Origin of the sequence: Methanobacterium alkalithermotolerans (assembly GCF_018141185.1) — an archaeon.
In the GTDB taxonomy this organism is placed as follows: domain Archaea; phylum Methanobacteriota; class Methanobacteria; order Methanobacteriales; family Methanobacteriaceae; genus Methanobacterium_F; species Methanobacterium_F alkalithermotolerans.
The window spans coordinates 256,777-283,037 of record NZ_CP058560.1 but is presented as its reverse complement, the minus strand read 5'-3'; the positions used below and the strand labels follow the sequence as shown (position 1 = coordinate 283,037).

At 37.5% G+C, this 26,261-nt stretch carries 27 protein-coding genes; 26 read left to right on the top strand and 1 reads right to left on the bottom strand.

The annotated features are described in order from the left end of the window. Positions 1–248: 248 nt before the first annotated feature. The 20 genes from HYG87_RS01350 (at position 249) to HYG87_RS01255 (ending at position 19,768) form a co-directional block, all read left to right on the top strand. Complete coding sequence (locus tag HYG87_RS01350) at positions 249–1,787, top strand: nitrogenase component 1 (protein WP_211533447.1); 1,539 nt, start codon at positions 249–251, stop codon at positions 1,785–1,787. Next, on the top strand, positions 1,784–3,157 hold the full coding sequence (locus HYG87_RS01345; protein ID WP_211533446.1) for a nitrogenase component 1: 1,374 nt from the start codon (positions 1,784–1,786) through the stop codon (positions 3,155–3,157). Before HYG87_RS01350 ends, HYG87_RS01345 begins: the two co-directional genes overlap by 4 nt. Before the next feature lie 52 nt (positions 3,158–3,209). Next, positions 3,210–4,088: a nucleotide-binding protein gene (locus HYG87_RS01340; protein ID WP_211533445.1), complete on the top strand. Its 879-nt coding sequence runs from the start codon at positions 3,210–3,212 to the stop codon at positions 4,086–4,088. A 91-nt stretch (positions 4,089–4,179) separates the two neighbouring features. Beyond that, complete coding sequence (locus tag HYG87_RS01335) at positions 4,180–4,347, top strand: hypothetical protein (protein ID WP_211533444.1); 168 nt, start codon at positions 4,180–4,182, stop codon at positions 4,345–4,347. Positions 4,348–4,645: 298 nt separating this feature from the next. After that, positions 4,646–5,701, top strand: coding sequence for an ABC transporter substrate-binding protein (locus tag HYG87_RS01330; RefSeq protein ID WP_211533443.1), 1,056 nt, complete (start codon positions 4,646–4,648; stop codon positions 5,699–5,701). A 41-nt stretch (positions 5,702–5,742) separates the two neighbouring features. Further along, positions 5,743–6,561: an ABC transporter ATP-binding protein gene (locus HYG87_RS01325; RefSeq protein WP_211533442.1), complete on the top strand. Its 819-nt coding sequence runs from the start codon at positions 5,743–5,745 to the stop codon at positions 6,559–6,561. Then, entirely contained in the window at positions 6,558–7,514 is a 957-nt protein-coding gene (locus tag HYG87_RS01320) for an ABC transporter permease (RefSeq protein ID WP_211533441.1), read from the top strand. The genes HYG87_RS01325 and HYG87_RS01320 overlap by 4 nt, the downstream gene beginning before the upstream one ends. Before the next feature lie 156 nt (positions 7,515–7,670). After that, positions 7,671–8,657 (top strand): cysteine synthase A, encoded by a 987-nt coding sequence (gene cysK / locus HYG87_RS01315; RefSeq protein ID WP_211533440.1) that lies wholly within the window; start codon positions 7,671–7,673, stop codon positions 8,655–8,657. A 28-nt stretch (positions 8,658–8,685) separates the two neighbouring features. Beyond that, positions 8,686–9,399 carry a serine O-acetyltransferase gene (cysE, locus tag HYG87_RS01310; RefSeq protein WP_211533439.1) on the top strand — a complete coding sequence of 238 codons (714 nt, stop codon included), beginning with the start codon at positions 8,686–8,688 and terminating at the stop codon, positions 9,397–9,399. An 83-nt stretch (positions 9,400–9,482) separates the two neighbouring features. Further along, complete coding sequence (locus HYG87_RS01305) at positions 9,483–9,812, top strand: transcriptional regulator (protein WP_249164867.1); 330 nt, start codon at positions 9,483–9,485, stop codon at positions 9,810–9,812. Between the two features lie 49 nt (positions 9,813–9,861). After that, positions 9,862–10,242: a transcriptional regulator gene (locus HYG87_RS01300; protein WP_211533438.1), complete on the top strand. Its 381-nt coding sequence runs from the start codon at positions 9,862–9,864 to the stop codon at positions 10,240–10,242. A 99-nt stretch (positions 10,243–10,341) separates the two neighbouring features. Further along, positions 10,342–11,802: an asparagine synthase (glutamine-hydrolyzing) gene (gene asnB, locus HYG87_RS01295; protein ID WP_211533437.1), complete on the top strand. Its 1,461-nt coding sequence runs from the start codon at positions 10,342–10,344 to the stop codon at positions 11,800–11,802. Between the two features lie 310 nt (positions 11,803–12,112). Further along, a complete protein-coding gene (gene gatC / locus HYG87_RS01290) occupies positions 12,113–12,328 on the top strand; it encodes an Asp-tRNA(Asn) amidotransferase subunit GatC (RefSeq protein ID WP_211533436.1) in 216 nt (71 codons plus the stop codon). A 34-nt stretch (positions 12,329–12,362) separates the two neighbouring features. Further along, the gene (locus HYG87_RS01285) at positions 12,363–12,851 is read left to right on the top strand and encodes an ACT domain-containing protein (protein WP_211533435.1); all 489 of its coding nucleotides are present in this window, start codon (positions 12,363–12,365) and stop codon (positions 12,849–12,851) included. Between the two features lie 78 nt (positions 12,852–12,929). Then, positions 12,930–13,940, top strand: coding sequence for a homoserine dehydrogenase (locus HYG87_RS01280; protein WP_211533434.1), 1,011 nt, complete (start codon positions 12,930–12,932; stop codon positions 13,938–13,940). A 92-nt stretch (positions 13,941–14,032) separates the two neighbouring features. Further along, positions 14,033–15,217, top strand: a complete 1,185-nt coding sequence (locus HYG87_RS01275; RefSeq protein ID WP_211533433.1) for a cofactor-independent phosphoglycerate mutase — start codon at positions 14,033–14,035, stop codon at positions 15,215–15,217. A gap of 170 nt (positions 15,218–15,387) precedes the next feature. Next, entirely contained in the window at positions 15,388–16,995 is a 1,608-nt protein-coding gene (pyrG, locus tag HYG87_RS01270) for a glutamine hydrolyzing CTP synthase (protein ID WP_320055113.1), read from the top strand. A 69-nt stretch (positions 16,996–17,064) separates the two neighbouring features. After that, a complete protein-coding gene (locus HYG87_RS01265) occupies positions 17,065–18,222 on the top strand; it encodes an A24 family peptidase C-terminal domain-containing protein (protein ID WP_211533432.1) in 1,158 nt (385 codons plus the stop codon). 82 nt (positions 18,223–18,304) lie between these two features. Further along, the gene (locus tag HYG87_RS01260) at positions 18,305–18,739 is read left to right on the top strand and encodes a class III signal peptide-containing protein (protein ID WP_211533431.1); all 435 of its coding nucleotides are present in this window, start codon (positions 18,305–18,307) and stop codon (positions 18,737–18,739) included. 96 nt (positions 18,740–18,835) lie between these two features. Beyond that, positions 18,836–19,768: a DUF2101 family protein gene (locus HYG87_RS01255; protein ID WP_211533430.1), complete on the top strand. Its 933-nt coding sequence runs from the start codon at positions 18,836–18,838 to the stop codon at positions 19,766–19,768. A gap of 90 nt (positions 19,769–19,858) precedes the next feature. Here HYG87_RS01255 and HYG87_RS01250 read toward each other — a convergent pair whose 3' ends face one another. Beyond that, positions 19,859–20,242 carry a class III signal peptide-containing protein gene (locus HYG87_RS01250; protein ID WP_211533429.1) on the bottom strand — a complete coding sequence of 128 codons (384 nt, stop codon included), beginning with the start codon at positions 20,240–20,242 and terminating at the stop codon, positions 19,859–19,861. Between the two features lie 130 nt (positions 20,243–20,372). Here HYG87_RS01250 and HYG87_RS01245 point away from each other — a divergent pair, with 130 nt between their 5' ends. From HYG87_RS01245 to HYG87_RS01220, 6 genes are all read left to right on the top strand, one after another. After that, entirely contained in the window at positions 20,373–21,269 is an 897-nt protein-coding gene (locus HYG87_RS01245) for a hypothetical protein (protein WP_211533428.1), read from the top strand. Between the two features lie 5 nt (positions 21,270–21,274). Continuing rightward, positions 21,275–23,404: a hypothetical protein gene (locus tag HYG87_RS01240; RefSeq protein ID WP_211533427.1), complete on the top strand. Its 2,130-nt coding sequence runs from the start codon at positions 21,275–21,277 to the stop codon at positions 23,402–23,404. A 10-nt stretch (positions 23,405–23,414) separates the two neighbouring features. Continuing rightward, complete coding sequence (locus HYG87_RS01235) at positions 23,415–24,506, top strand: hypothetical protein (protein ID WP_211533426.1); 1,092 nt, start codon at positions 23,415–23,417, stop codon at positions 24,504–24,506. A gap of 16 nt (positions 24,507–24,522) precedes the next feature. After that, positions 24,523–24,924 carry a hypothetical protein gene (locus HYG87_RS01230; RefSeq protein ID WP_211533425.1) on the top strand — a complete coding sequence of 134 codons (402 nt, stop codon included), beginning with the start codon at positions 24,523–24,525 and terminating at the stop codon, positions 24,922–24,924. 111 nt (positions 24,925–25,035) lie between these two features. Next, complete coding sequence (locus HYG87_RS01225) at positions 25,036–25,446, top strand: hypothetical protein (RefSeq protein ID WP_211533424.1); 411 nt, start codon at positions 25,036–25,038, stop codon at positions 25,444–25,446. A 14-nt stretch (positions 25,447–25,460) separates the two neighbouring features. Further along, a complete protein-coding gene (locus tag HYG87_RS01220) occupies positions 25,461–26,261 on the top strand; it encodes a hypothetical protein (RefSeq protein WP_211533423.1) in 801 nt (266 codons plus the stop codon).

Here is a 26,261-nt window from a genome sequence, read left to right as displayed (position 1 = left end):
CGTTAAGTTTAAATATAACAATTGTTATATAGTATCTTATCTGATCACTACCAGAATAGTGGGTTCAAATATAACAGCCGTTAACTTTAAATATAACAATTGTTATAAGTTGAATATCACATCCTCAGCCATAGTGGTGTGAAGAGATTTTTTAAGTAAACCGTTTAGAATTAGAGAATATTAAATCATAAGATAACACATGTTATATTATATTATAACAGCTGTTATAGTTAAAATGGAGAAAAAGAATGCCACCTAAAGAATATGATCCGGACCATAAAATAGATCTGGATAAGAATACCTGCCCTAACCGGGAACAGCGAGCAAATGGTACCAATGTGTACTATGGAAAAGCCACCCAGCTAATTGAAGATGCCAAAGCAGGAAAAACTAAATGTTTTGATAGGGAACTGCAGCAAACCTCAGGTTGTGTATTAAACTTTTACTTAACGGTAAGGGTATCCACTATCCGAGATGCGGCTATTATATATCATGGGCCATTAGGTTGCTCCTCTTCTTCTCTAGGATACAGGGAGATTTTTCGATCTGTGCCTCCTGAACTGGGCCGACCAGAAAAATTTGAACTTAACTGGATAACCACCAATCTGCAACAAAGCGACGTGGTTTATGGTGCCAGCGAAAAACTAAAAAATGCAGTACTAGAAGCACAGAAAAGGTATGATCCTAAAGCTATCTTCATTCTAACTACCTGTACTTCAGGTGTAATTGGAGAAGACATTGAAGGGGCTGTAAATGAAATACAACCGGAAGTTAAGGCAAAAATCGTACCGGTTCACTGTGAAGGAGTCCGTTCCAGGCTGGTACAAACAGGATATGATGCTTTCTGGCATGGAGTATTAAAATACCTGGTAAAAAAACCAGAAAAAAAGCAAAAAGACCTGGTCAATGTGGCCAGTATGCTATCTTACACCTGGCAGGACCGTTTGGAAATTAAAAGATTACTGGGAAAAGTAGGCTTAAGAGTAAATTTCATTCCTGAGTTTGCATCAGTACAACAGCTAGAAGAACTATCAGAAGCAGCTGTTACCGCACCACTATGTCCCACTTATACAGATTACTTATCCAGGGGTTTGGAACAGGAATTTGGAGTTCCTTATTTCCTTTACCCTTCACCGGTGGGTATCAAAAATACGGAAGAGTGGTTGCGCCAGATTGGTAAGCACACTGGAAAAGAAGAAGAAATTGAAGCCCTTATAAAAGAAGAAAATAAAGTATGGGCTCCTAAATTAAAAGCAATACGAAAAAAACTCTTAAATTACAAAGGTAATGGAGAAAAACTGGAAGTGCTAGGGTCCCTTGGTCAGGGGAGACTATTATCTCAGATACCCTACTTTGACGAGCTAGGACTTAGTTCTTCAGCGGCTCTAACCCAGGATTTTGATAATCTCATTCTGGAGGATATCGAAAATGTAGTTAAAGAAACTGGAGACTTTGATATTCTGGTTAACACTTTCCAGGCAGCTGAACAGGGACACATCACCCGGAATAGAGATCCAGATATAACCTTAACCTGCCCCTTCCAGGGCGGAGCTTATAAACGTGAAAAATCAGTTACCAGATTACATGCTCTGAGGGGTGACCCTGATCCATGGAGTACTCAAAGCGGCTATGCCGGTGCTATTGCATTTGGTGAATTCATTCTTCAATCCCTTGAAAATAAGGCCTTTGAAAGTACCATGAAAGAAAAAACTGCTGATAGTTACAAAGATTCATGGTATGATCAGCCCAATCCACTAAAATATGTTAATACGGAGTCATCAAAATGAGCTATAATGATAATGGTGAGGTAAAAAACAAAAATAATCCCAAAGAAGATTTTAGTAGTCATGAATTAGGAAAAGATCATGTAGAAGCACCTAAATATTCCTGCGCTCTGGGAGGGGCGTATGGAACTGCTTTAGGGGTTTATGGATTAGTTCCCTTACTCCATGCAGGATTAGGTTGTGGACTGGGACAACTCTTTGGCCAGTTATATGCAGGAGGACAAAATGCAGGAGGACCGGTAGGGGGAACCAGCACTGCCACCACCGGACTGGTGGAAGAACACGTGATTTTTGGTGGGGAAGATAAACTCCGTAAATTAATCAATGCCTCTAATGAGGTCTATGAAGGTGATGGGTTTGTGGTTATCTCTGGCTGTATACCGGCCCTAATTGGAGATGATGTGGATGCTGTTATCAGGGAATACCAGAATGATATTCCTATATTCCATATCAATGCCCCTGGATTCAATGGGAATTCCTATGAAGGTTATGAGCTCTTCTTTGAAGCTTTAATTGATCAGATTTTAACCCCCCTTCCCACAAAAAAAGGTGTGGTAAATATTTTGGGAGTGGTGCCTTATCAGCATATCTTCTGGAAAGGTGAACTGCTTACTATTAAAAAACTCTTAGAAAACATTGGATTAAAACCTAATATTATTTTCACAGAGGCAAATGGATTTGAAAAGTTAAAAAACTTGCCTGCTGCTGAATATAATATCGTTCTTTCCACCTGGAATGGTCATCGTACTGCCAAAAAACTGGAAGAAAAATTTGGCATTCCCTCCATAACTTTCCCCAGTGTACCCCTGGGCCCTAAACAGACCAGCCACTTTTTGAGAACTGTGGGGAAAAAATTAGATATTTCTCCAGATAAAGTGGAGAATTTCATTAAAGAAGAGGAAAGAAGATCATATCGTTTCATTGAGTATTCAGGGGACGCACTTTTAATTGTACGCCCTCATTCTTACTTTGCAGTGGTGGCAGATAGTAATACCGCTATTGCCATCAACAAGTTCCTGGTTAATGAAATGGGTTATCTGCCTGACATTATTCAGTTAACTGATAATCCACCAGAAGAATATCGTGAAGAAATAATTAAGGCATTAAGTGAAGATTTAACCTCAACAATTAAACCAGAAGTGGTCTTTGAAGTAGATTCTCACCTTGCACGTGAAAAATTAAAAGATAGGCCCTTCCAGTTTTTATTTGCCAGTTCAATTGAAGCAAATTCGGCACCTGAATTAGGAGCTCTTCACGTTACCGTGGCTTTCCCTTCCTATAATCGTATAGTTCTAACAGACAGTTATGCGGGTTATGATGGGGGATTAAGACTAATAGAGGATTATATAAGTACTTTCGCTGGGCCACTGTAATTTTATAGAAAATGGATAAAAATTAGATTATGTAATTATATGAGGAATGTTAATGAGTAAAAGAAAGCAAATCGCCATTTATGGAAAAGGAGGAATTGGTAAGTCCACCACCACCTCTAACCTTTCTGCGGCTTTATCAGACATAGGGTATAGTGTAATGCAAGTGGGATGTGATCCCAAGAATGATTCAACTAACTCATTAAGGGGAGGTAAACCTATACCCACAGTTATGGACACCCTTAGAAGCGAATCCAATGATTTTGAAAAGGTCATTCATGAAGGCTACAATGGTATACTTTGTGTTGAAGCTGGTGGCCCTGAACCCGGGGTGGGTTGTGCAGGAAGAGGTATTATTGCCGCCATAGAACTTTTAGATAATAACGGCATTATCGATGATTATGATCCAGATATAGTTATCTATGATGTTCTGGGAGATGTGGTATGTGGTGGATTTGCTATTCCTATTCGTCAGGGTCTGGCAGAACAGATATATACCGTGACTTCATCTGATTATATGGCTATATATGCTGTAAACAATCTTTTTAAGGGAATATTGAAATATTCTGGAAGTGGTGGTGGCCTCCTGGGGGGCATTATAGGAAACTCGATAAAAAGTCTGGCAGAAAAAGAAATGATTGAAGATTTTTCTCATAAAACAGACTCGGAAGTTATCCAATATGTTCCACGTTCACCTACTGTAACCAAATGTGAACTAGAAGGAAAAACCACCATAGAGGGTGATCCTGATTCTGAACAGGCGGAAGTTTATCGTGAATTGGCGCGAAAAGTTATCAATAATCAAAAAAAATTTATACCAAAACCCTTTGATGCAGATGACTTAAATAACTGGGGATCCACCTGGGTAAGCAGGATTTTGCTCCACCAGAAGACCTCTTCGCAAGGTATTCAGGATGATGGAAGCGGTGTATAAATAGTATTAAAAAATTTGATGGGATAAAATGTTAAATAAAAAAATCGGATTTTTCGTTGCAGCATTAATAGTATTAATCTCTATTGGCGCGGTGATATCTTATTCCGAGAGTGGTAGTCTTGAAAACTTGAATGAGTGCTGTAATGATTCTTTATCTATAAACACTTCCAATGAATGTTGTATAGTACCTGAAAATCAATCAGTGAAAAAGGATGAATTATTAGATCATAACAATACATCCGATGATTGCTGTAAGTGATTTTAAATTAAATTTAATTTTTTTAAATGTAATAAACGAATGGGAAAATAACAATACCTCACTTAACAGCTGTTATAATTTAAACTTGTTTAAATGGGCATTGATATAACTTAAAAGCTGTTATGATTACAAATGATTGGCAATCACGTATTTAAAATAAAAAAGGAGGATTAATAAATGTGTAATAATTAAAAAAACGTATTATAAAAATCTAAATAAATATTTAATCTATATGAATCATTATTCAATTAATTAATTACAGAAAATAAAATATAAACTTAAAAAGAGGATAATTTCCATGGTAAATAAAAAAATAGGGTTATTTATTGGATTAATTCTGATAATTGGCCTTAGTATTGGTATAATATTGAATACAGGTACTTCCAGTGCTGATGATACTCTAAGAGTGGGTTATTTACCTTCCACTGGTCATGCTCTTTATTTCATCGCCTATGAACAAGGATTTTTTGAAGAAGAAGGGCTGCAAGTTGAACTAAATGAATTTCAAACAGGTCCTGATGAAATAAATGCACTTTTAGCTGATAAACTGGATGTTGAAGCAGGGGGAGTAGGAGAGCCATTGAGTTTCATCAATAATGGTAAGGATCTGTATATTATTGGAGGAGCAATGGGAGGAGGTTCCGCATCTATTGCTAATAGTCCTGAACTAGCTGAAGAATTGAGAAATAACCCTAAGGAATATGAAGGTAAAACTGTGGCAACAGTTAAGATGTCCACTCCCGATGTGGTCATTAAGGGTGCCCTTAAAAAAGACGGAGTTGATCTTGAAAAAATAAATTTTGTAGAATTTAAAACTGCTGCAGATGTTGTTCAGGCAGTTAAAAGTGGTAAAGCACCAATTGGATTAGTATGGCCTCCATTTCAGTTTACTGCTGAAGAACAGGGATTATATATTGTAAAGTCTTCCAATGAGTATGAACCAGATCACCCCTGCTGCAGAATAGTTACCACCTCTAGTAAGGTGGAAGAGGATCGGGATAAATGGGTAAGATTTGAAAGGGCCTTAATAAAAGCCTATGATTATTACCAGAATAACCCAGATGGTAGTGTACAAGCCGTGGGAAAATATGTAAAAATGGATCCTGAAGCTTTAAAACAAGCTCTATATGATGAAAACTTGTCATTGTCACCGGACCCTAATAAAAAAGGTACTTTGGAATACTGGGAGCTATTGGAAATTTTAGGATATGATGAGATTAAGGATCCAACTGCTCTGGAAAATTCAATCGATACCACCATTTATAAGGACGCCTTGGATCAATTAGCCCAGGAAAATCCGAATAATCAGATATACCAACAACTCTTAGAACAATACGCCAAATTGAATGAATAAATAAGGGGAATATCCCCTTTATTTTCTTTTAAGTGATAAAAATGACTAAAATAGAGATTGAAAATGTTTCCATGCATTACGAAGTAGATGACCGAAGTTTTTTCGTCCTGGAAAATATTAATCTGCATCTGCAAGATGGTGAATTTGTGTCTATTATCGGGCCTAGTGGATGTGGAAAAAGCACTCTCATAGATATTATAGCTGGACTTAAAAAACCTAGTCAGGGTGAAGTCCGGGTAGGAGGTAAAAAAGTCCAGGGGCCAGGTCCGGATTTAGGTATTGTTTTTCAGGACTATTCTTTATTTCCCTGGATGACTTCTTATGAAAATCTATATTTTGCCATTGAACATACTAATGAAAATTCCAGTAAAGGAGAAATGTCTGCCAAGGCTAAAAAATACCTTGATATAGTAGGACTATCCAATTTTTCGGATAAATTTCCAAATACCTTATCCGGAGGCATGCGCCAAAGATTAGCTATTGCTCGCATGTTCGCCACAGATCCTAAAATATTTTTAATGGATGAACCATTTGGTGCTCTGGATGCACTAAACCGTATTCATATGCAAGATTTATTGCTTTATCTGTGGAGCAGAGGCCATTCCCGGGAGACAACTTTGTATGTTACTCATGATGTGGACGAAGCCATATTACTATCCGATAAGATCGTGATTTTAACTCCCTCCCCCGGGAAAATAAAGGATATAATTGATGTTGAATTTGAAAGACCCCGATGCAGGAGTAATCTGGTAAAGTGTGCGGAATATATTAGGCTAAGATCTGATCTTTTATCCATATTAAATGAAGAAATGCTGGATGCGCTATCTGAACAGGAAAAACACATGAGGGATCTGGCTTGATTTTTAAAAAAGAAAGTAGATCAGGAAGTTTAAGAATTAAATTCAATTTACAGTCTATTGCCGTAATTCTTATTTTTCTGGCTCTTTTAGCCTTTACTTGGATTAAACCATCTGGGGCGGAGTTTGAAGAAGGTAGAATATTATTTACAGGATTAATAATTATAATCCTGGCATTATTTGCCCTAGAGCTTTTCAGAAGCAGTACTAAATATGATAAAGTAAATGATATATTTTTGCTGGTAGGACTTATACTGGCAGTGTGGGAAATAGTAAGCTGGTTTTCCATAATCGACCCCAACCTTTTACCATCCTCGGAGAAAGTGTTCTCGGTATATGCCCAGGATTATGAAGTGATTATTACCGGAATATTCAGTTCACTATTTTTACTTATTACTGGATATTTGCTGGCTATTGTTACTGCCATACCTCTGGGTTTAATCATAGGATGGAAAAAGAGATTATATAATGTTGCATATCCTACGGCTAAAGCTATGGGACCTATTCCTCCCACAGTTTATATCCCCTATGCTATAGCTCTTCTACCCAGCTTTTTTGTTTCTTCGGTATTTGTTATTTTTATCGGAGCATTCTGGCCTATTTTGGTGGGAGTGGTAGGAGGGGTGTTTAATATTGACCACCGTTTGATTAATTCAGCCCGGACACTGGGATTATCAGATAGGACCATCCTATGGAAGGTACTGTTACCTGGGGCTGCACCATCAATATTCCAGGGAGCACTAATAGGACTGATAATATCCTTTATAACCTTGATGGTTGCGGAGATCATTGGTTCCAGCTCTGGTTTAGGATGGTATCTCCAGTCCCAAGGCCAATTTGCCAATTACGGTGCAGTTTTAGCCGGTATGATTGTGGTATCACTGGTGGTAATTGCTGTTACCACGGTATTTGATCAGGTGCAAGAATATGTATTAAGGTGGCAGAGATTAAATTAAAGCAAAAAACAAATAATATTAATTCTAAATTATTATTTAAGCAGATATTTTGCTTTAAAGAATAGAAAACTTTATAAGTGAATATGAGATAAATTATAACAATTGTTATATAACAATGGTTATATAGTGGTTTTTATAGAAAAAATGGTGAATCAAATGGTTAAATTACCCCAACTTAAAAGAGGAATTGCAAATGACATAACCGAAACCATTGGAAATACTCCTTTGGTTAGGTTGAATAATATTACTAAAGGACTAAAAGCCGATGTAGTAGTTAAAATAGAAGCTTTTAATCCTGTTAGCAGTGTAAAAGACAGAATTGGAGTGGCAATGGTAGAGTACGGTGAAGAACAAGGACTGATTAAAGAGGATTCCGTCCTGATTGAACCAACCAGTGGGAACACTGGTATAGCCTTAGGCTTCGTTGCTGCAGCCAAAGGATATAGATTGATATTAACCATGCCTGATACCATGTCCCTAGAGCGAAGAAAACTTCTGGCAGTTTTTGGAGCAGAAATAGTTTTAACTCCCGGAGCAGAAGGTATGGGTGGTGCAATTGCTAAAGCTGAGCAACTAGCTCAGGAAATACCCAACGCAGTCATGCCTCAACAATTCAAAAATCCAGCCAACCCCAAAATCCATAGAGAAACCACTGCCGAGGAAATCTGGAGAGATACAGAAGGAAAAGCAGACATGATCGTAGCCGGTGTAGGTACCGGAGGAACTATAACTGGCATAGCAGAAGTATTTAAAGATAGAAAACCAGGATTTAAAGCGGTAGCAGTAGAACCAAAAGCTTCTCCAGTCTTATCTAAAGGTGAAAAAGGACCTCATAAAATTCAGGGTATTGGGGCTGGATTCGTACCTGATATTTTAAGAACAGATTTAATAGATGAAATCATAACAGTAAAAGATGAAGATGCAGCTGCAACTATGTTAAAATTAGCTCGAAAAGAAGGAATATTCGGAGGAATATCCTGTGGTGCCGCTACATGGGCCGCTCTAGAACTGGCTAAAAGGGAAGAAAATGAAGGCAAATTAATCGTAGCTGTACTTCCTGATACTGGAGAACGTTACCTGAGTACTGAATGGGTATTTGATGAACTATACAAATCCTATGACCAGGCCATGTTCCCTCATTAGAATATAAAAATATTAATTAGGTGGTAAAATGTTTGACCGGATAAGAGAGGATATGAATATGGTTCGTATGAGGGATCCTGCTGCCAGGAGCACCCTGGAAATATTTTTCTGTTATCCGGGATTATGGGCAATATGGTTCCATGGTCTATCCCAATGGTTCTGGAACCATAAATTATTATTTTTAGGAAGATTTACCTCCGCCATATCCCGTTTTTTAACTGGTATAGAAATTCATCCCGGAGCCACCCTGGGCCGCCGAATATTTATTGATCACGGTATGGGTGTGGTTATTGGTGAAACTGCAGAAGTAGGCAGTGACGTCTTAATTTATCAGGGTGTGGTACTGGGAGGCACCAGCTTAGAGAGGAAAAAAAGACATCCTACCATAAAGGACGGAGTGGTAATTGGTTCAGGTGCAAAGATTATTGGAAACATTACCATTGGGAGTTGTTCTAAAGTAGGAGCAGGATCTGTTGTTTTGAATTCAATTCCAGATGGTGCTACATGTGTAGGTATCCCAGGAAAAGTGGTTCAGGAAATGCGAAAATGTGCTATTGACCTGGAACATGGAACCCTTCCGGATCCTGTGGCAGAAGTTATTGATTTCATTTTAAAACGACAAGAAGAGATGGAAAATAACATACAGAAATTGGGAATAAGTTCTGAAATAATGAAGGACAATAAATTTATCAGCAAAAAAACTAATCTGGAAGAAATATTTTCAGAAGGGGGAGGCATATAACTATATATATAAACACTCAACACAATTTTATTATATGACATTAATTACAAGTGTTATATAATAAAATTTAATATGTGATAAAATTGGATATAACATTTGAAACCTCACAGGTAAATCTCATACCGGGAATCAGATCTGAACTTGCTAAAGAGTTACTTAAACTGGGCATGAAACAGAAAGAGATTTCCAAGATACTTAACATTACTCAGCCTGCTGTTTCTCAGTATATTAGTGATAAGCGAGGTCATGGTATTAAATTCAATGACCAGACCATGGATTTGATCAAAAAATTTGCTTTAGAACTTAAGGAAGGTAGATCAACATCCACCGAGGTTATTCAAAGAACCTGTAGGATTATTTTAACCCGCCAATCAGAAACTGGGGAAATATTTTCTGAAGGTGAAGGTATTTAAGTAATTAAATAAATTATAAAAAATTACATTAAAAATTAAAGTGATAAATGTGAAACCCCCCTGTGAAATGGTGGTATGGTATGTCATTCCCACCATAAGATCTGAACTTGCTAAAGAGTTACTTAAACTGGGTATGAAACAGAAAGAAATTTCTAAATTACTGGATATTACTCAGCCTGCTGTTTCTCAGTATATTAGTGATAAGCGAGGTCATGGTATTAAATTCAATGACCATATTATGGCCATGATTAAAGAATTTGCCCATGACTTAAAGGAAGAAACAGCCACCCAACAGGATATCATTCCCAGGACCTGCAAAATATGTAAGATGATTAAAACCGAGGATGTTCTATGCCAGATCCATAAAGAAAAAGATAAAATACCTGCAGACTGCACTGCTTGTTTGGGATCTGATGCAAAATGTAGTTGAATACTTACTTTGAAAAATTAAATTAATTTTATAACTTATTTTTTGATTTATTACCTCTACTTTTTCAATCTATTTTTTAAGATTAAAAAAAAGGATAAAATGTGTGCTATAGCAGGAATCACCGGTCAGGATATATCCATCCCTCTTAAAAGGATGCTGGATACCTTAAAACATCGTGGAATAGATGATTCTGGATACTGGATTGAGGGGAACCTCCTAAAAGGAGACATATGTCAAATCAATATACCGGGAGCAAATCGCGGTGTGGGTCACCACCTATTATCCATAGTGGGTCATGAATCAACTCAGCCCCTGGTGGATAAAGACATGGTACTTGTGTGTAATGGTGAAATCTACAATTATCAAGAACTGGAATCATGTTTTAATCTGGAACTTAAAACCGATTCAGACTGTGAAGTGATATTAAAACTCGTCCAGAAATTCCAGGAAGATGATCTGGTCTTATCACTTAAAAGAACCATGGATGAATTAGATGGGGATTATGCATTTGCCCTAATAAAGGGAGATGAACTGGTAGTGGCCCGGGATCCGGTAGGGGTAAAACCACTCTACTATGGAGAAATACCATCTAAATATTGGGCTTTTGCCTCAGAACGTAAAGCCCTATGGAAAATAGGAATAAAAGAAGTGCATGCACTTTTACCCGGACATGTAATCTCTAATAAAAAAATATTTCAACTACAAAAACCATTTAAGGACAATCTAATTGCTTTAAATCAGCCTCCCAGTAAAGAAATCTTAAAAAAAGAGCTTTTAAAATCCCTGATAAATGCAGTGGAAAAAAGAACCAGAGGCCTTGAAAAGGCGGGGCTGGTTTTTTCTGGTGGGGTGGATAGCACCCTCCTGGCACTACTATTAAAAAAATTGAGGGTGGAAACTACACTGTATACGGTGGGAACCGAAAATTCACCGGACATGGATTATGCCTGCCAGGCAGCTGAATTTCTGGATTTGGAACTAAAAACCTATGTGGTGGATGAAGATGTGGTTAAATCCACTTTAGAACCGGTCATAAATGCCATAGAAGAATTTAATGTAATGAAAATAGGAGTAGGTATGCCTTTATATTTGGCATCTTCTTTAGCATCTGGTGATGGCCTTAAAGTGGTATTAACTGGTCAGGGTGCGGATGAACTCCTGGGGGGTTACCATCGTTATTTGAAGGACTATGCCTCAGGGAAAGATTATGTTCAGGAAGTTTTAAAGCATGATATAGAGAACATATATAAGGTTAACCTGCAAAGGGATGATGCAGTTACCATGGCCCATGGTGTGGAGCTTAGGGTTCCCTATCTGGATAGGGAAGTTATAAAAGTGGCCCTGGATACACCTGTGGACTATAAAATCCAGGATGAAAATGATCCTTTAAGAAAGCACATCCTCCGGGAGGTAGCCCAGGATTGTGGGATGCCGGACTTTATTGCTTTACGCCCCAAAAAAGCAGCTCAATATGGATCAGGGATTCATAAAATACTTATTAAAAAAGTACTTAAAAATTTTGATGAAGAATCCTTTTTGAAAGATTTAAGGGGCTTTTAGTGGTGTTGGTTGGGGTTATGTTGAGGGGTTTTTAGTGGATTTGTTGTGTTTGTGTTAGGCTGGACTTAAAAAAAATACATATTTTAAACCAGGGATCTTTTAAATCAGGGCATAAATTTAAAATGAGGAAAAATCAAGATTAATATCATGATCCTAATGTTTTTTTAATTAAAAAAAATATATAATGATTATTTAGAATTATAGGGGTTTATTAATTATAATATCCCATAGTAAAGTAAAGAAGCATGTTTATTATTGATTAATAGATTTTAAAAATACATCTTATCCATATATATTTGGGAGGGAAAACATGAAAATCGAAAAAGAAGCAGAAAAGATCCTGGAAGAATTTTCCCGTACACTGGAGAATATACCTGAACTGGAAGAAACCCACTACATTGTGGACAACCTTAACCTCACCCGGCAGGATATTGCCTATGAAAAAAATCCTGAAAAAATACTGCGCAATGCTAAGGTGGATGAAGCCGGAAATATCATTGCTGAGAAGAGTAAATGGGTTAAATAATTCTATTTTTATTTAATATTTATGAGGAGATATGATGCGAACAAATTTGGTGCTGGAATTGCAGGATGTCCCCGGGCAGCTGGTGGGAGTCTTAGGTCCCATTGGAACTTTAGGTGCGAATATTGTAACTGTTATTCACCAGAGAGATATAAAAACAGATAAAGGGATGGTTCCAGTTCAAATAACTATTGAAGGGGATCAAAATACTCTGGATGTGGTCTTAAAGAAATTAGAAGAACTTAACATCCAGGTAATGGCCGTGGATGGTATAGTTTTAAAAGAAAAAATAACCACCCTCTTAATTGGAAATATTGTGGATCGAGATGTTAAGGACACCATGGATAATATAAACTCCTTAGAAGGAGTACGGGTGGCAGATCTGGAATTAAAATTATCGGAAAATAATCAGGATTCCTCTGCTAAAATTGTGGTAGAAGCTGAATATGGAAACCGGGACATATTCATAGATAAAATAGAGGAAATAGCAGATATTAAAGATTTCAAGGTTATCAACGAGGTTTAATTTAGAAATATTATTATCGGTTATTGGAGTCAGGTTTTTTTTGAACAAATATAATTTTTTTATCAGGTGTGATTTTTTATGCGTATATGTTTAATGGGATTTGGAGCAGTTGGCCAGGGAGTAGCCCGGGTCATATCCATGAAAAATGATTATTTAAATGATAAATATGGCCTGGACTTGAAGTTAGTGGCTGTAACTGATACTTCTGGTTCAGCAATATCCTCCGAAGGTCTGGATGTGGATTTACTATTAGAAACTAAAGCTCTGACTGGAAAGGTTTGCAAATACCCTGAATTTGGAATCCCTGACTTGAAAAATTCCAAAACCATGGATATGGTGGACTACGATGTACTCCTGGAGGTAACTCCTACCAATATCGAAGATGCCGAGCCAGCTAAATCCTTAATAATAAAAGCTCTAGAAGATAGAAAGCATGTGGTTACTTCTAATAAAGGACCCCTGGCATTATTTTATAAGGAACTCATGAGCTTGGCCCGGGAAAATAATGTTCAATTTAAATATGAAGCATCAGTAGGAGGGGCCATGCCCATAATTAACTTTGCCCATGACACCTTACCTGGCTGTGAGATTGAATCTATTCTGGGTATTTTAAATGGAACCACCAACTTCATACTCTCCCGTATGACCCGGGAGGGTTCTTCCTATGAACATACCTTACAGGAAGCACAAGCCCTGGGAATTGCCGAAACAGACCCTACTCAAGATGTGGAAGGAACTGATGCTGCTTGTAAGACGGTTATACTTGCTAATTCTATTTTAGGAACGGATTTCACTCTGGAAGATGTGAAGGTGGAGGGTATTTCTCACATAACCTCTGAAGCCATAGCTTTGGCTAAAAAAGATGGTTATTTAATCAAATTAATTGCAGAAGTATCTCCTTATTCTCTTTCGGTATCCCCGCGATTGGTTAAAGAGGACTCACCCTATGCGGTGGACGGCACCCTGAATATGGCTACCTTGAAAACAGATCTGGCTGATGAAGTCACGGTGGTAGGCCTGGGAGCAGGATCACTGGAAACTGCTTCTGCTATTTTAAGTGACCTGGTTAATATCTGGAAAAAAACTTAGTTAAATGATAGATATTTTTTTTCTGGGAACTTTTTTAATCTTGTTTTAATTAGAAGAATATAAATTAGATAGATATATTAATGGAGATTTAAATGAAGTACGTAGTTTTAATTGGGGATGGAATGGCGGATTACCCTCTACAAGAACTTAATAATCAAACCCCTTTACAAGTATCCCACAAACCCCATATGGATGAAGTAGCCCACCAGGGAATAAATGGGCTGATTAAAACCATACCACAGGGTATGCCACCAGGATCAGATGTGGCCAACCTTTCTATCATGGGTTATAATCCCCAAAAATATTATACTGGTCGGGGACCACTGGAAGCTGCCAGTATGGGGGTGGATATTGGTAATAAAATTGCCTTTAGATGTAACTTAATTACGGAAAATAAAGGGATTCTGGAAGATTTTAATGCCGGGCACATATCCAGCTTAGAAGCAGAAATCCTGATTAAAACCTTAAATAAAGAATTAAATACAGGAAAGTTTCATGCAGGTATCAGTTACCGTCATTTATTTTTATATGATGAAAAGATTTCCGGCTCTTTTAAAACCACTCCTCCCCATGATATTGTAGGTAGCCCTATTAAGGATTATTTGATTCCTGAGGATAATCCCCCGGCCCATACATTAAATAATTTAATTCTGGATTCTAAAAAGGTTCTAGAGAACCATCCTGTTAATGAGGAACGTATTAAACAGGGTAAAAAACCAGCCAACATGATCTGGTTATGGGGTCAGGGTGGAAAACCACATATGGAATCATTTAAAGATAAATATGGGCTTAAAGGCTCTACCATAACTGGAGTGGATTTAATTAAAGGACTGGGAGTTTATCTGGGATTGAATAATATTAATGTACCAGGGGCCACAGGATACTTTGACACCGATTATAAGGCTAAGGGTGAATATGGAGTGGAAGCTTTAAAAGATCATGACCTGCTTTTTATACATGTGGAAGCTCCTGATGAAGCAGGACATGCTGGTGATATCACCGAAAAAATAAAGGCCATAGAACAAATAGATGCTAAAATCTTAGGGCCTTTACTGGATAATCTACCTTCTTATGAGGACTTTGCCCTGGCTCTTTTACCTGATCACGCCACCCCTATTCCCATTAAAACCCATACCATGGATCCAATTCCCTGTGCTATTTATTCTTCTTTGAATAAGGGGGATGGGGTATCTAAATATGATGAATTTTCAGCTAAATCCGGGTCTCTACAACTGGATTATGCCTATCAGTTAATCCATAAACTGATGTCTTTGTAAGGAGCAGACTATAAAAAAACTTAATTACTCTAAAATTCTTAAATATTTTATTAAATCCTTTTTTCCTGTAACTAAAGGGTTGATAATATAACTAAAAAATTAATACTCATAACTATTTTCATAATTTTTATTCAAGTATAACAATATTTTTCTAATGGTAAAGTGAGGAGTTGATTCATCTGGCTAAATATATCGTGGTAACCGGTGGTGTGGTAAGTTCAATTGGAAAAGGAATTACTGCTGCATCTATTGGGAGAATTTTAAGATCTTATGGATTGGAAGTAACGGCAATTAAAATTGATCCTTATTTAAATTGGGATTCAGGGACTCTTAATCCTTATCAACACGGAGAAGTATTTGTGACTGATGATGGAATGGAAACTGATCTGGATTTAGGACACTACGAACGATTCCTGGATGTTAATCTTTCCGGAGAATCCAATATAACCACTGGAAAGGTATATCATTCCGTAATAAATAAGGAGAGAAAGGGTTCTTATCTGGGATCCTGTGTGCAGATTATACCGCATATCACCGATGAAATCAAACAAATGATTCGTAAAATCGACACCCAGAGCCAGGCCGATGTGGTGTTAGTAGAAGTGGGAGGTACCGTAGGTGATATTGAAAGCCAACCCTTTTTAGAAGCACTAAGGCAACTGCGTAATGAAGAAGGTCATGACAATGTCATGTTTGTCCATGTAACCTATGTTCCCTACTTAAAAGCTGCAGGAGAATTTAAAACCAAGCCCACCCAGCATTCCACCAAGGAACTACGCAGCACAGGTATTAACCCGGACATGATTATTTGCCGGAGTGAAAAACCAATAGATAATCCCTTAAAAAGGAAGATAGCTCATTTTTGTGATGTGGAACCCACAGCAGTTATCAATGCTCCGGATGTACCCTCTATCTACGAGGTACCTCTGGTAATGGATCGGGAAAATGTGGGTAAATACGTTATTGAAAGAATTAAGTTAGGGGTGGGAGAAGATAGCCATGATCTTTCCCAGTGGAGAGATATTGTTAAATCCCTGCAAAAAGAAGAACCAGTATTAAAGGTAGGAATAGTGGGAAAATACATCGAATTAGAAGACTCCTATATTTCCATACGTGAATCCCTTAAACACGCTGCAGCCCACATAGGGGCTAAAGTTGACATTCAATGGATTAGTGCTGAAGAAACAATTGACTTAGCAAAACTTAAACAACTGGACTCCATCCTCATACCAGGAGGCTTTGGAGAAAGGGGAATTTCTGGAAAGCTGGAAGCGGTAGGCTATTGCCTGGAAAATCAATTACCTCTTTTTGGTATTTGTCTGGGTATGCAGTGTATGGTTATAGAGTTTGCCCGGATGCAGGGTCTAGAAGAAGCTCACAGTACGGAATTTCTGGAAGATTCACCCTTCCCGGTAATTGATATGATGGAAGAACAGAAAAAAATCAAGCACATGGGGGGTACCATGCGCCTGGGATCCTATGATTGCAAACTGGCAAATGGTACCCTGGCCCACCAGGCTTACCAGCAGGACATAGTCCAGGAAAGGCACCGGCACCGTTTTGAACTTAATAATGAATTCCGGGACCAGTTAAAAGAAGAGGGACTTATTATTTCAGGTACTTCTCCGGATGACTTTTTAGTGGAGATAATAGAACTAAAAGACCATCCCTGGTTTTTAGGCTGCCAGTTCCATCCTGAATTTAAATCACGTCCCAACCGGGCCCACCCTCTATTTGTATCCTTTATGCAGGCCACCCTGGACCATAAGAAAAAATAATTCATCATTTCAGGCAGGGGTTTTTCCCTGCAATTTTTATGATAAATATAATTATAAAGTGTGATATTAATGATCTACAATATTCCTCTATTATGTACCATAATTGCTATTTTAGCCTGCCTGTATGCATCTTACTCTGATATAAAGGAGGGAGTGATTTCCAACAAACTCACCTTCCCCTTAATTGGATTGGGACTTCTCCTTAACGGAATATTTTCCATTTTAACTGGTTTTTATATTTTCATAATTTATGGTGTAATTTTCACTGCATTTATCTTTGGTTTAGGATACCTTTTCTGGAGATTAGGTGCCTGGGCAGGAGGAGATGTTAAATTATTCACGGCTTTAGCTGCTCTTCTACCTTTCCAACCTTTTATTGTAAATTATACTATGTTTGGATTTAATCTACCTCTTGTGGCAACTTACCCCTTCCCGTTAACTGTGATTGTAAATAGTATACTATCCACTCTGCCTTTTTTACTCTTATTTGTGTTCTATATAGGTTACCGGGAAAAACCACAGGTACTCCAGGAACTGATTTCACCGTTAAAGGATTATAAAGAAACCCTGCTGCGCACCCTGATAATTACCTCTGCTGCCACCCTATCCCTCTTGCTTTTACCTTTTATACCTTTCCAGTTTATTCTACTTTCACTTATTATTATCCTGGTCCTGGTTCTGGTGATATCTAAACTACCAGATTATGTAAAGGCCACGGTTATCATTTTAACCATGGCATATGCCTTATATGATAACTGGGAACTAACTCTCACTGGAATAATTATTTTATTTTTAGTTCTCACCCTTATTGGCATCATCAAGAAATTATTAACCTCGGTTAATAAGGAAGCTCTTCAGGATGATTTAAAAATCAAGGGTTTAAAAGAGGGTATGATCTCTGCATATAGTTTATATGAAAGGGAAGGCGAATACTATTTTGATGAGGAGGGGGTTTTAAGTAAAATTAAATCTTCAGCCAAAAAAGGTGATTTAACCGGGATGAGTATGCCTGAGGGTAAATTGATTATAGGTACCCTGGCAGCTGGTCTTACCCCGGATAATATTAAGCTTTTAATGAAATTAAGGGATGAAGGAAAAATTGAAGATAGTTTCCGGGTAAAAAGGGGAGTACCCTTTGCACCGGCCATTTTAATCGGTCTTTTAATATCCCTGATTCTGGGGGACCTGGCCTTTATAGTTCTTAGACTCATACAGAGTTTTACCTAGTTTAAATGGTGATGTACATGCATCAATATTTATATTAGAGGGGATATAATTATATTTATAAAATATAAATTAGGGGAATTTCATGATAAGAATGGACAAGAGAGGACAGCTTTCAGTGGAGTATTTACTGCTTGTTTTGATTATTTTAATTATTTTAGGAACGGTGACCATTCCCTTAATTGGAAATTCTATTGATGCTAGTATGGATGTATCCATGGTCTCTGATGCAAAAACCGCAGTGGAGAGTATTTCCAGTGCAGCAGATATAGTTTACTCCAATGGACCCGGTTCCAGAAGGACCATGGATATCTATATCCCCCAGGGTACTAATCTCAATACTGCCAATAATATTGTGGGCATGAATATAACTTATTCTGAAGGGACTAAATTTGTTAATTCCACTGTAAATTATCGTTTAAATAATGCCACCACTGCAGTAAGCAAGGGATGGTATCGGGTAACCGTAAACTGGGTTATTGGAAGAAATTATCTGGATGTGGCTTTAACTCAAATTTAAAAAGATAACTTCCCTATATATTTATTATAATAACAAATTATATTAATCATTAGAATATTAATAATATTTAAAAAATTATTATTCGGATGTGTAATAATGGATATTTTTAACAAATTTGGCGACTTATTATTCAAACTCTTTTCATTAATTGGAGCAGGTGTTATTGGAATTACTCATATTCCCCAAAAATTAAGAGGTATTGATACAAAGGAAGTTAAGGAGAATATTTCCAATATCCGCAGGGAATCCGGGATAGAAGAAAAAATATCCGGTATTGATTTATCTAAAATGAAATCACAAATCAATAATCAGATTAACCGTGATTCAATTAAAGAAGATTTAAAAAACTCAAATTCAAGTGAAAATATTAATAATTCACCTGTTTCGGATTCTCCTGCTAATGAAATTACATTTCCCGCCCTGGATAAATTCAGTTCCCAGGAAAAAGAACAGACTATACTTAAACTCCAGATAATATCCGGTTCATTTATAGTGGTATCCATACTCTATATTTTCAACTTCTTTTCCTGGATATTATTAATCCTGGTGGGAGGAGTAATTGTGGCTTTAAGCTTATACCTTTTATTTAAAAAGGTTAAACTAATGTATTCTGAGGATTTCAATGCTTACCGGGATTTCTTTTTAATGTACCTGGCAGTGGGAATTGTCCTGGTACTGGTGGGCGACAACCCTGCTCTATCTACCGCTTTTCCCTTCCAGTTTTTACCATCACTCTCAGTTTTACTCTTTGCAGTAATCTGTGTAGCGGTAGTCTTTCTGGTATTTCGTATACGCTATCACCGTAACTATACTTATGGCCAGGTCATTGAACCAGGCAAAAAAACGGCCTATGTCCGGGTGGATTATGATATACGATCCAATGTAAAACCAGATATCTACATTGTGGAAAATAATAACCATTCTGTGGCAGAAAATGAGTGGGTAAAACTCCAGCTGGAGGGTGGTTTACTGAGTATGAATGGCAATAAGCCGGTGAGTATACTGGATAAACTCCATCCATCATCCTGATTACTTATTCTTAAAATAAAAATGATTTATTATATTTAATACATCAAATAGCTATTTTATATCAAATTATCAAATCCATAAAAAAAATAATTAAGGAACTATAGTTATGGTGTATTGATAACGATTGCTGGTTATGACATTACCAGTACGGTTGAAACCTAAATCATCCACGGCATTCAAAGAACTATTTAAAACAAAATTTTTAAATTCTGGACTAATAGTTTTAGATAAACGAATCTGTATGGTTTTATTTTCATTACCAGTAACTGTTACCGTGGTTACCCTTACCGAGGTGGCAGTATTATTTACAAAAACCCTCTCTGAAACAGCCTCGGAAGCACCTTGCTTTGCAGAAGCAACTACCGAATTCACTTCACTTTGATCACCAGCAATTGAAGCAAATATCAAAACTATTACCAGTATAAAGCCCACTAATAATATGAATTCTGCCGATAGTTGACCTTTTTTATCCATTTTAATCATTAAAATATTTCCTTAAATTGTTTCATAATATATATCTATTTATTAGGGCGAAAGTTATATAAATATTGCTAAATAAAGATGTAAACAATGCTAAAGAAATAGTTTGATATGGGGGAAGAAATTGAGAAAAATAAAAGATGATTCAGAAGGATATGTTTTTTCTCTGGATCTACTACTGGCCCTGATACCCTTAACCATTTTATTAGGAATGGCTACTGCTGATATGGATGCTATGTTTTATTTAACCCAGGAAGGGGTTTATCAAAGTTCTCTGCAAAGGGTTGCCACTGATGCCGCAAGTGCTCTTCTGGAAACATCAGGAACACCCCATAACTGGGAACAAACAGGAAATCCAAGTGTAGTGGGTATTGCCAAATTCAGTGACAGTGCCCAGGCCCCTATTGAAAACGATATATCCTCGGCCAAGCTGGGTGGCTTAAATTCAACTAATCTGAATGAGTTGATTGGACCCGAGTATGGGTATTTTATTAATATTACCACTGCCCGGAATAATTCTCCCTATTACAGTTTAGGTACTTATAATAATTCTGCTCAAAATATTGCCCGGGTGGAAAGACTGGTGCAGCTGGCCAAATTCGAAGTGGTATCAGAAGGAACTGGGGTTAGAAATACTGGATCTCCCCGGGATTTCACATCTCCTCCTAACCCCTTTCAAACCAATATGGCATATAACAATCAGTTCAATTATTATGTATTGGTTTATAATTATGGAATAACCTCAGCCCGGGTAGTGATTAATGGGCAGACTATTGTACCCCCAAATGATTTTCAAAATAATATTCCCTTTGTACGGAGAATAATTCCCAGTAATATCTTACAAAATCAGACTGAACTTCGGGATAATAGTGTAGTGCTTCAGCAGGTGGCCAGTAAACCAGGTGAATATTTTGATGCTTATGTGGTACGAGTTCCAAAAGGAACACCAGAAGACCAGATTACCCTGGAAAATGCCCGGCCAATACTAGGAAGATTCGTGATGTATGTATGGGTTAAGTGATTACAATGGATGATAAAGGATTAATATTTACCACAGATGCTGTTCTGGCCCTGGCCATATTCATGGTCTTTAGTGCAGCCTTCATATCATATTACATGGTACCTGGTTTTGCCGGACAGGACCAGCAGAGTCTGGATGCTATTGCAGCCGATGCACTGCGGGTTATGCAGCTGGATGGTACTTTGACCACCGCTTCAACTTATTATGCTCAGGGTGAAACTGCAAAAGGCGATCAATTATTAAGAGAGTCTTTAGATTATCTTATTCCCTCTAATACTGGATATAAATTAACTTTAGGTTCTAATCCTGCTGTTGAAGATAACCGGGGACTTTTATTGGCTAATGATGTTACTTCCCGGGTGGAAGTGGTTTCTGCTCCCCAGGAAGGTTGGATGGGCAGGGCCTGGTATAAACTGGAAAAAGCTGAATTTGAGGATCAACAGGTTAATGTAACCACCACCTTATGGAATTTTCACAACTGGCTTACTAATTTTGATCCCTGGGGAAATAGCGGTGGTTTGTATTCTTATCCCTATTGGGGTAGAGGATCTAGCATCCAAAACATACCGTTTTCTGTTCCCCAGGGGTCTACTATTACCGGAGCTTATTTTCTAATTGGATCCAGTGCGGACAATAATTTATCCTCATATGGTGCTAATACAGTTATTAATGGAAATAATTATCTGGCAAATCCTAATCAGTTCAATTTTTTAAATTATAGGCCCGGTACTAATACTAGAATGTATAATTATAGAGGAATAATTAATCCTGCTCACCTTTCAACAGGTATTAATAATTATTATGTTAATTTCCGCGATATTAGCTATTCAAATCGGAATAGGTATAATTTACCCTGGTTTTCAATTATAGGTAATTACACTACAACCTTCAAAGTTCCTAAGGGAATAATCAATGATAGATTTAATTTCACTGATGCTGCTGGATTAGCTGTGCCTAACCCTCAGGATCTAAGTGGAAATGGCATTGCCAATGAATATGGCAGAATATATGATTTAAATACAGGTAATGTGTCCTCATTTACTACAAGGAGGGTAATGAACTGGCCAACATTTGTAAGTAATCGGAATGAACTGGATAACTTCGATGATGGTACGCCCTTTGTAATAACAAATTTTCCTACATCTGTTGTTAGTGGTACTCGTGCAGGTTCAGCGGTAAGTGTAATACAAGAATTTGATTTACCTCGATCAGGAGTCTCTCCACCTATACGAATAATGGATGCCACCGTAAACATGAATATATATGGTGGTACTGATAACGCTATGGTGGAGGTGTGGGATGGTAGCCAGTGGAGAACCATCTTCTGTTCATTTAATTTTGATGGTGTAGATTATAGTGCTCGTGGTGATGGCTATGGAAATATTCCCGGTATTATATACATACCTCCTGAATATCTTCGGGAAGGAAATAATAGAATAAGGATTACTATTTGGGATCATGTCCCCAGTACTGACTACGATTTTGTAGGATTGGTTGATTGTTATACTTCCGTTAGTTATACTAAATTACCTATTCTCTGGGAAAATTTCCCTTTCAGTAGCTACCAGGCTAATAGTAATGATTATACTCAAGAAGTAAATCCTCAGGTTAACATACGAGAAGGTGCTAAAGAAGCCTATCTCTTTGTAGGTTCAGGTATGGACACCAGAAGTCTGCAAGTGCAGATTCGGCGTGGTGGGACCTGGGTTGATTTATTCCCCACCAACACCACCATTCCTTATTATATTAATCTTGCATCACTGGATGCCGCCGGCCCCAAAGTATTTACCACTGGAAATGCTGGAAATTATACTCTTATCCCCGGAAACTATAGAATAAGAGTTCGGGTTAGAGGCCCTAGCAATTACTGGGAATCTGGAGACTGGGATGGTAATGCCGAAATATATTCTGGTACCCGGGTATCCATACTTTATCCTGAATTTTTAGAAAACATGTGGACCGTTGGTTATTCCTCAAATGCTGATGTTGCTCAACAACTAGCCCGGCAAAAACTTGAACAGGCCTTAATTGAATCGGGAATTCCAATTGATCAATCACTTTTACGAACTGAAGCATTATATACTGGTGATTTACCCAATAACATACCGGTAAGGTTAGATTTATGGAGGCAATGAGGGGATAAAAATGGATGAAAAAGGATATGTGTTCAGCCCCATAGCAGTACTTATTTTAATACCAGTATTAGTTATTGCCATAAATTTTGGAGAAATAGTTAATGAATCCAATACCCTGGCCACTATAGCCATTGGGGGAGATGTAACCTATAATACAGCTCAAAATATTTTCAGTATTATTGAGAAATCTTCAGCCGATGCAGGTAGAAATTCAGCCTACAATGCCACCCGGAAAGTAATAGATGATAATATATATAAACCAAACCCCTTCTTTGGTTCCGGGACCAGTAAACAGCATATACGTCAAAATATTGTTAATTCACTAAATGTACAGTTGATAGAAAGCTGTAAAGAATTAGAACGTCAAACCGGTCGTGAAATTTTTATTAACAATATTCCCATCAATAATTATACCAATCAAACTCTGTACCTGAATGATGTAACTATCAGTCAGGATGATCCCTTTGGATTTTATGTTCATGTACGGGGAGGCGTACCCATCAAGGTGGTACAAAAAGATCAGGTTTATGAAGGTGTTACACCACCTATAACTTCTTATGTTTCTATAAGTGGCCTGGAAGACCCTTATGTTTGGGTAAATTCTAAAGAAAGAAACTCCAATGTAATTTTTAAATCACCGTACTATGAGGATTCTCCTTATACCGGTAAGGACTTCCATATGGATGATGTAGTGGATAATCCTAATGCTAGATTATATGAGCTATGGAATTATTTAAATGGAACTGGTAACCCTTCAGGGATTACTCCTCGTCCCTACTACTTCCCGGATCCCTATGGTTTATCTTTCTTTGATAGATTGGAAAATAATACCAATACCACTTCCAGTAGCCCACCTGAAGTTAGAATGAGTACTTTTGTTATAGGAAACCCCTTAATGGAAGAGTATGGGGGTAGTAGAACCATTTCTGCTGTGGATCATGAATACTTCTTAGGATTGAGGGGTATTTACCGGACCGGATCAGGAATAGAAGTTAGGATATCTGGTAATAACCGGCCTTTAATGAGAGACCCGGCAGGCTCCATATTTTATCTATCCACCTTTTATAGAAATTACTTTGACCTATCCAGTTCCTATAACTAACATAATGGTGATATAATTGTTTAAAGATAACCAGGGAGTAGCAACCGTAGACTTATTATTTGCCACCTTAATAGCTATGATCATAATAGGCAGTTTAATCAGCATTATTGGCGGTGAAACAGATAGAGCAGCAACTTCTGAATTGGGAAGAGCCCGTATGGTGGGAGAAAGAGTAGCCACCACTATAAACACCGTATACACTAATGGCCGGGGATATTCGGCCAACATCACCATACCCTCGGATATGGAGATATCGGTGGATGTTACCACCAATGGCTGGGTAAAAGTTAACTATGCCGGCAGCACCATTGATATACGTCTGGTTCCTAAAACCAATATAAACTCGGTTACCATGAATAAAGGGGAAAAATACACGGCTTTTAATGATAATGGAACCATAAAATTCACCAAAATTTAATTATTTAATTTTTTCAAAATTTCATCTTCTTAAATTATTCAAAACTTTTTTATATAGTCAACTATACACTATAATAAAATTTATGAGAACTCATTTTTCAGGTGTTAATAAATGGATCTGGATTTAAGCTGGGAAAAAAAGGCCTTAATTGGATTAGGGGTAATAGCTCTTATCATTTTAATATATGCCTACAATCCGTTACACAGTCCCGGGGAGGTAATAGTCCAAAACGATACTCCTGCTCCTCAACCACTGCGTACCATGCCCTTTACCACCAGCTCCAGTGAAAGTAACAACACCACCCAGACCAACACTACTTCTTTGAATATAACCAGCCAGCAGGCCAAAGAAATAGCCGCTGAAACTGGTCTTCGTACCGGGGAACCTGCCTCAGGTAGTATAAAAATTAATAATGAAACCATTTCTGTATGGATAGTTCCTTTATACAAACAGAATAAACTGGAAAAGGAAGTATATGTTAATAAGGTCAATGGGAACATAGTAGCTACTAAAGAATTCTAATAGAGACGATAAACATGGACACCTGGGTATCAATTATAATGATAGTGCTATTTATAGTACTCTTGATTTTCATATTTTCCATCGCCCTTTTAACTCCCATTATAGGTAAAAAGAACCTGCTATTTGTCATATTTTTAGGTTTCATGATAGGAGCAGTGGGTGGTGCGTTTTTCATCTCACCCGTATATGAGGATGTTCCGCAAATGGCCCGGGGACTATATCAGCTTACCAGTGATTCTCCCGAGATAATCATGGTGGATGTATCCACCAATATTGATTTAGATCGCTTCATAAGTGATGTTCAGGCTATGGAAGGTGTGGGTAATGTGGAGAGTAGTGGGATAATTATCCGAACTGATAACTTCACCCAGGAACGTCAAAAGATGATTGAGGAGAGAATCGCCATAGTGGATCCTAATATAGAGTCCTATGAAGTTTATACCAATGGAACCATTATACTCAATGTAAAAAAAGGACACAACCCTATTAAGGCCATAAAAACCTTATCTGATTGGCTGATGCTCACCGGAGGTATCAGTACCCGTTATAGTAATGTGCATGTAAGAATAGAAGCAGATCCATCCCAGGTGGACAATCTGGCTAATGAAATTTCTAAAGAAGAGGTGGTGGTTACCAGTGTAAAAGGCCCGGTGCAGGAACAGGTTTCTAATTTAAGAGAGATGATGCCCGGACAATTAAATGTTATTCTATTTTGTGGAATTTTAGGGATGATAACTGGTTTGGCAGGGATTTTCATAGATAATATATTAATTTACCTTCAAAAAATTAAGGACAAATTCAGAAAAGAGGAATAA

Bases quoted from the DNA above. Each gene is read 5' to 3' on its own strand.
- HYG87_RS01285 (WP_211533435.1), top strand. From the start codon at position 12,363: ATGCGAACAAATTTGGTGCTGGAATTGCAGGATGTCCCCGGGCAGCTG.
- HYG87_RS01330 (WP_211533443.1), top strand. From the start codon at position 4,646: ATGGTAAATAAAAAAATAGGGTTATTTATTGGATTAATTCTGATAATT.
- HYG87_RS01325 (WP_211533442.1), top strand. From the start codon at position 5,743: ATGACTAAAATAGAGATTGAAAATGTTTCCATGCATTACGAAGTAGAT.
- HYG87_RS01340 (WP_211533445.1), top strand. From the start codon at position 3,210: ATGAGTAAAAGAAAGCAAATCGCCATTTATGGAAAAGGAGGAATTGGT.
- gatC (WP_211533436.1), top strand. From the start codon at position 12,113: ATGAAAATCGAAAAAGAAGCAGAAAAGATCCTGGAAGAATTTTCCCGT.
- HYG87_RS01265 (WP_211533432.1), top strand. From the start codon at position 17,065: ATGATCTACAATATTCCTCTATTATGTACCATAATTGCTATTTTAGCC.
- HYG87_RS01275 (WP_211533433.1), top strand. From the start codon at position 14,033: ATGAAGTACGTAGTTTTAATTGGGGATGGAATGGCGGATTACCCTCTA.
- HYG87_RS01220 (WP_211533423.1), top strand. From the start codon at position 25,461: ATGGACACCTGGGTATCAATTATAATGATAGTGCTATTTATAGTACTC.
- cysK (WP_211533440.1), top strand. From the start codon at position 7,671: ATGGTTAAATTACCCCAACTTAAAAGAGGAATTGCAAATGACATAACC.
- HYG87_RS01280 (WP_211533434.1), top strand. From the start codon at position 12,930: ATGCGTATATGTTTAATGGGATTTGGAGCAGTTGGCCAGGGAGTAGCC.
- HYG87_RS01255 (WP_211533430.1), top strand. From the start codon at position 18,836: ATGGATATTTTTAACAAATTTGGCGACTTATTATTCAAACTCTTTTCA.
- HYG87_RS01350 (WP_211533447.1), top strand. From the start codon at position 249: ATGCCACCTAAAGAATATGATCCGGACCATAAAATAGATCTGGATAAG.
- HYG87_RS01250 (WP_211533429.1), bottom strand. From the start codon at position 20,242: ATGGATAAAAAAGGTCAACTATCGGCAGAATTCATATTATTAGTGGGC.
- cysE (WP_211533439.1), top strand. From the start codon at position 8,686: ATGTTTGACCGGATAAGAGAGGATATGAATATGGTTCGTATGAGGGAT.
- HYG87_RS01260 (WP_211533431.1), top strand. From the start codon at position 18,305: ATGATAAGAATGGACAAGAGAGGACAGCTTTCAGTGGAGTATTTACTG.
- asnB (WP_211533437.1), top strand. From the start codon at position 10,342: ATGTGTGCTATAGCAGGAATCACCGGTCAGGATATATCCATCCCTCTT.
- HYG87_RS01240 (WP_211533427.1), top strand. From the start codon at position 21,275: ATGGATGATAAAGGATTAATATTTACCACAGATGCTGTTCTGGCCCTG.
- HYG87_RS01345 (WP_211533446.1), top strand. From the start codon at position 1,784: ATGAGCTATAATGATAATGGTGAGGTAAAAAACAAAAATAATCCCAAA.
- HYG87_RS01235 (WP_211533426.1), top strand. From the start codon at position 23,415: ATGGATGAAAAAGGATATGTGTTCAGCCCCATAGCAGTACTTATTTTA.
- HYG87_RS01225 (WP_211533424.1), top strand. From the start codon at position 25,036: ATGGATCTGGATTTAAGCTGGGAAAAAAAGGCCTTAATTGGATTAGGG.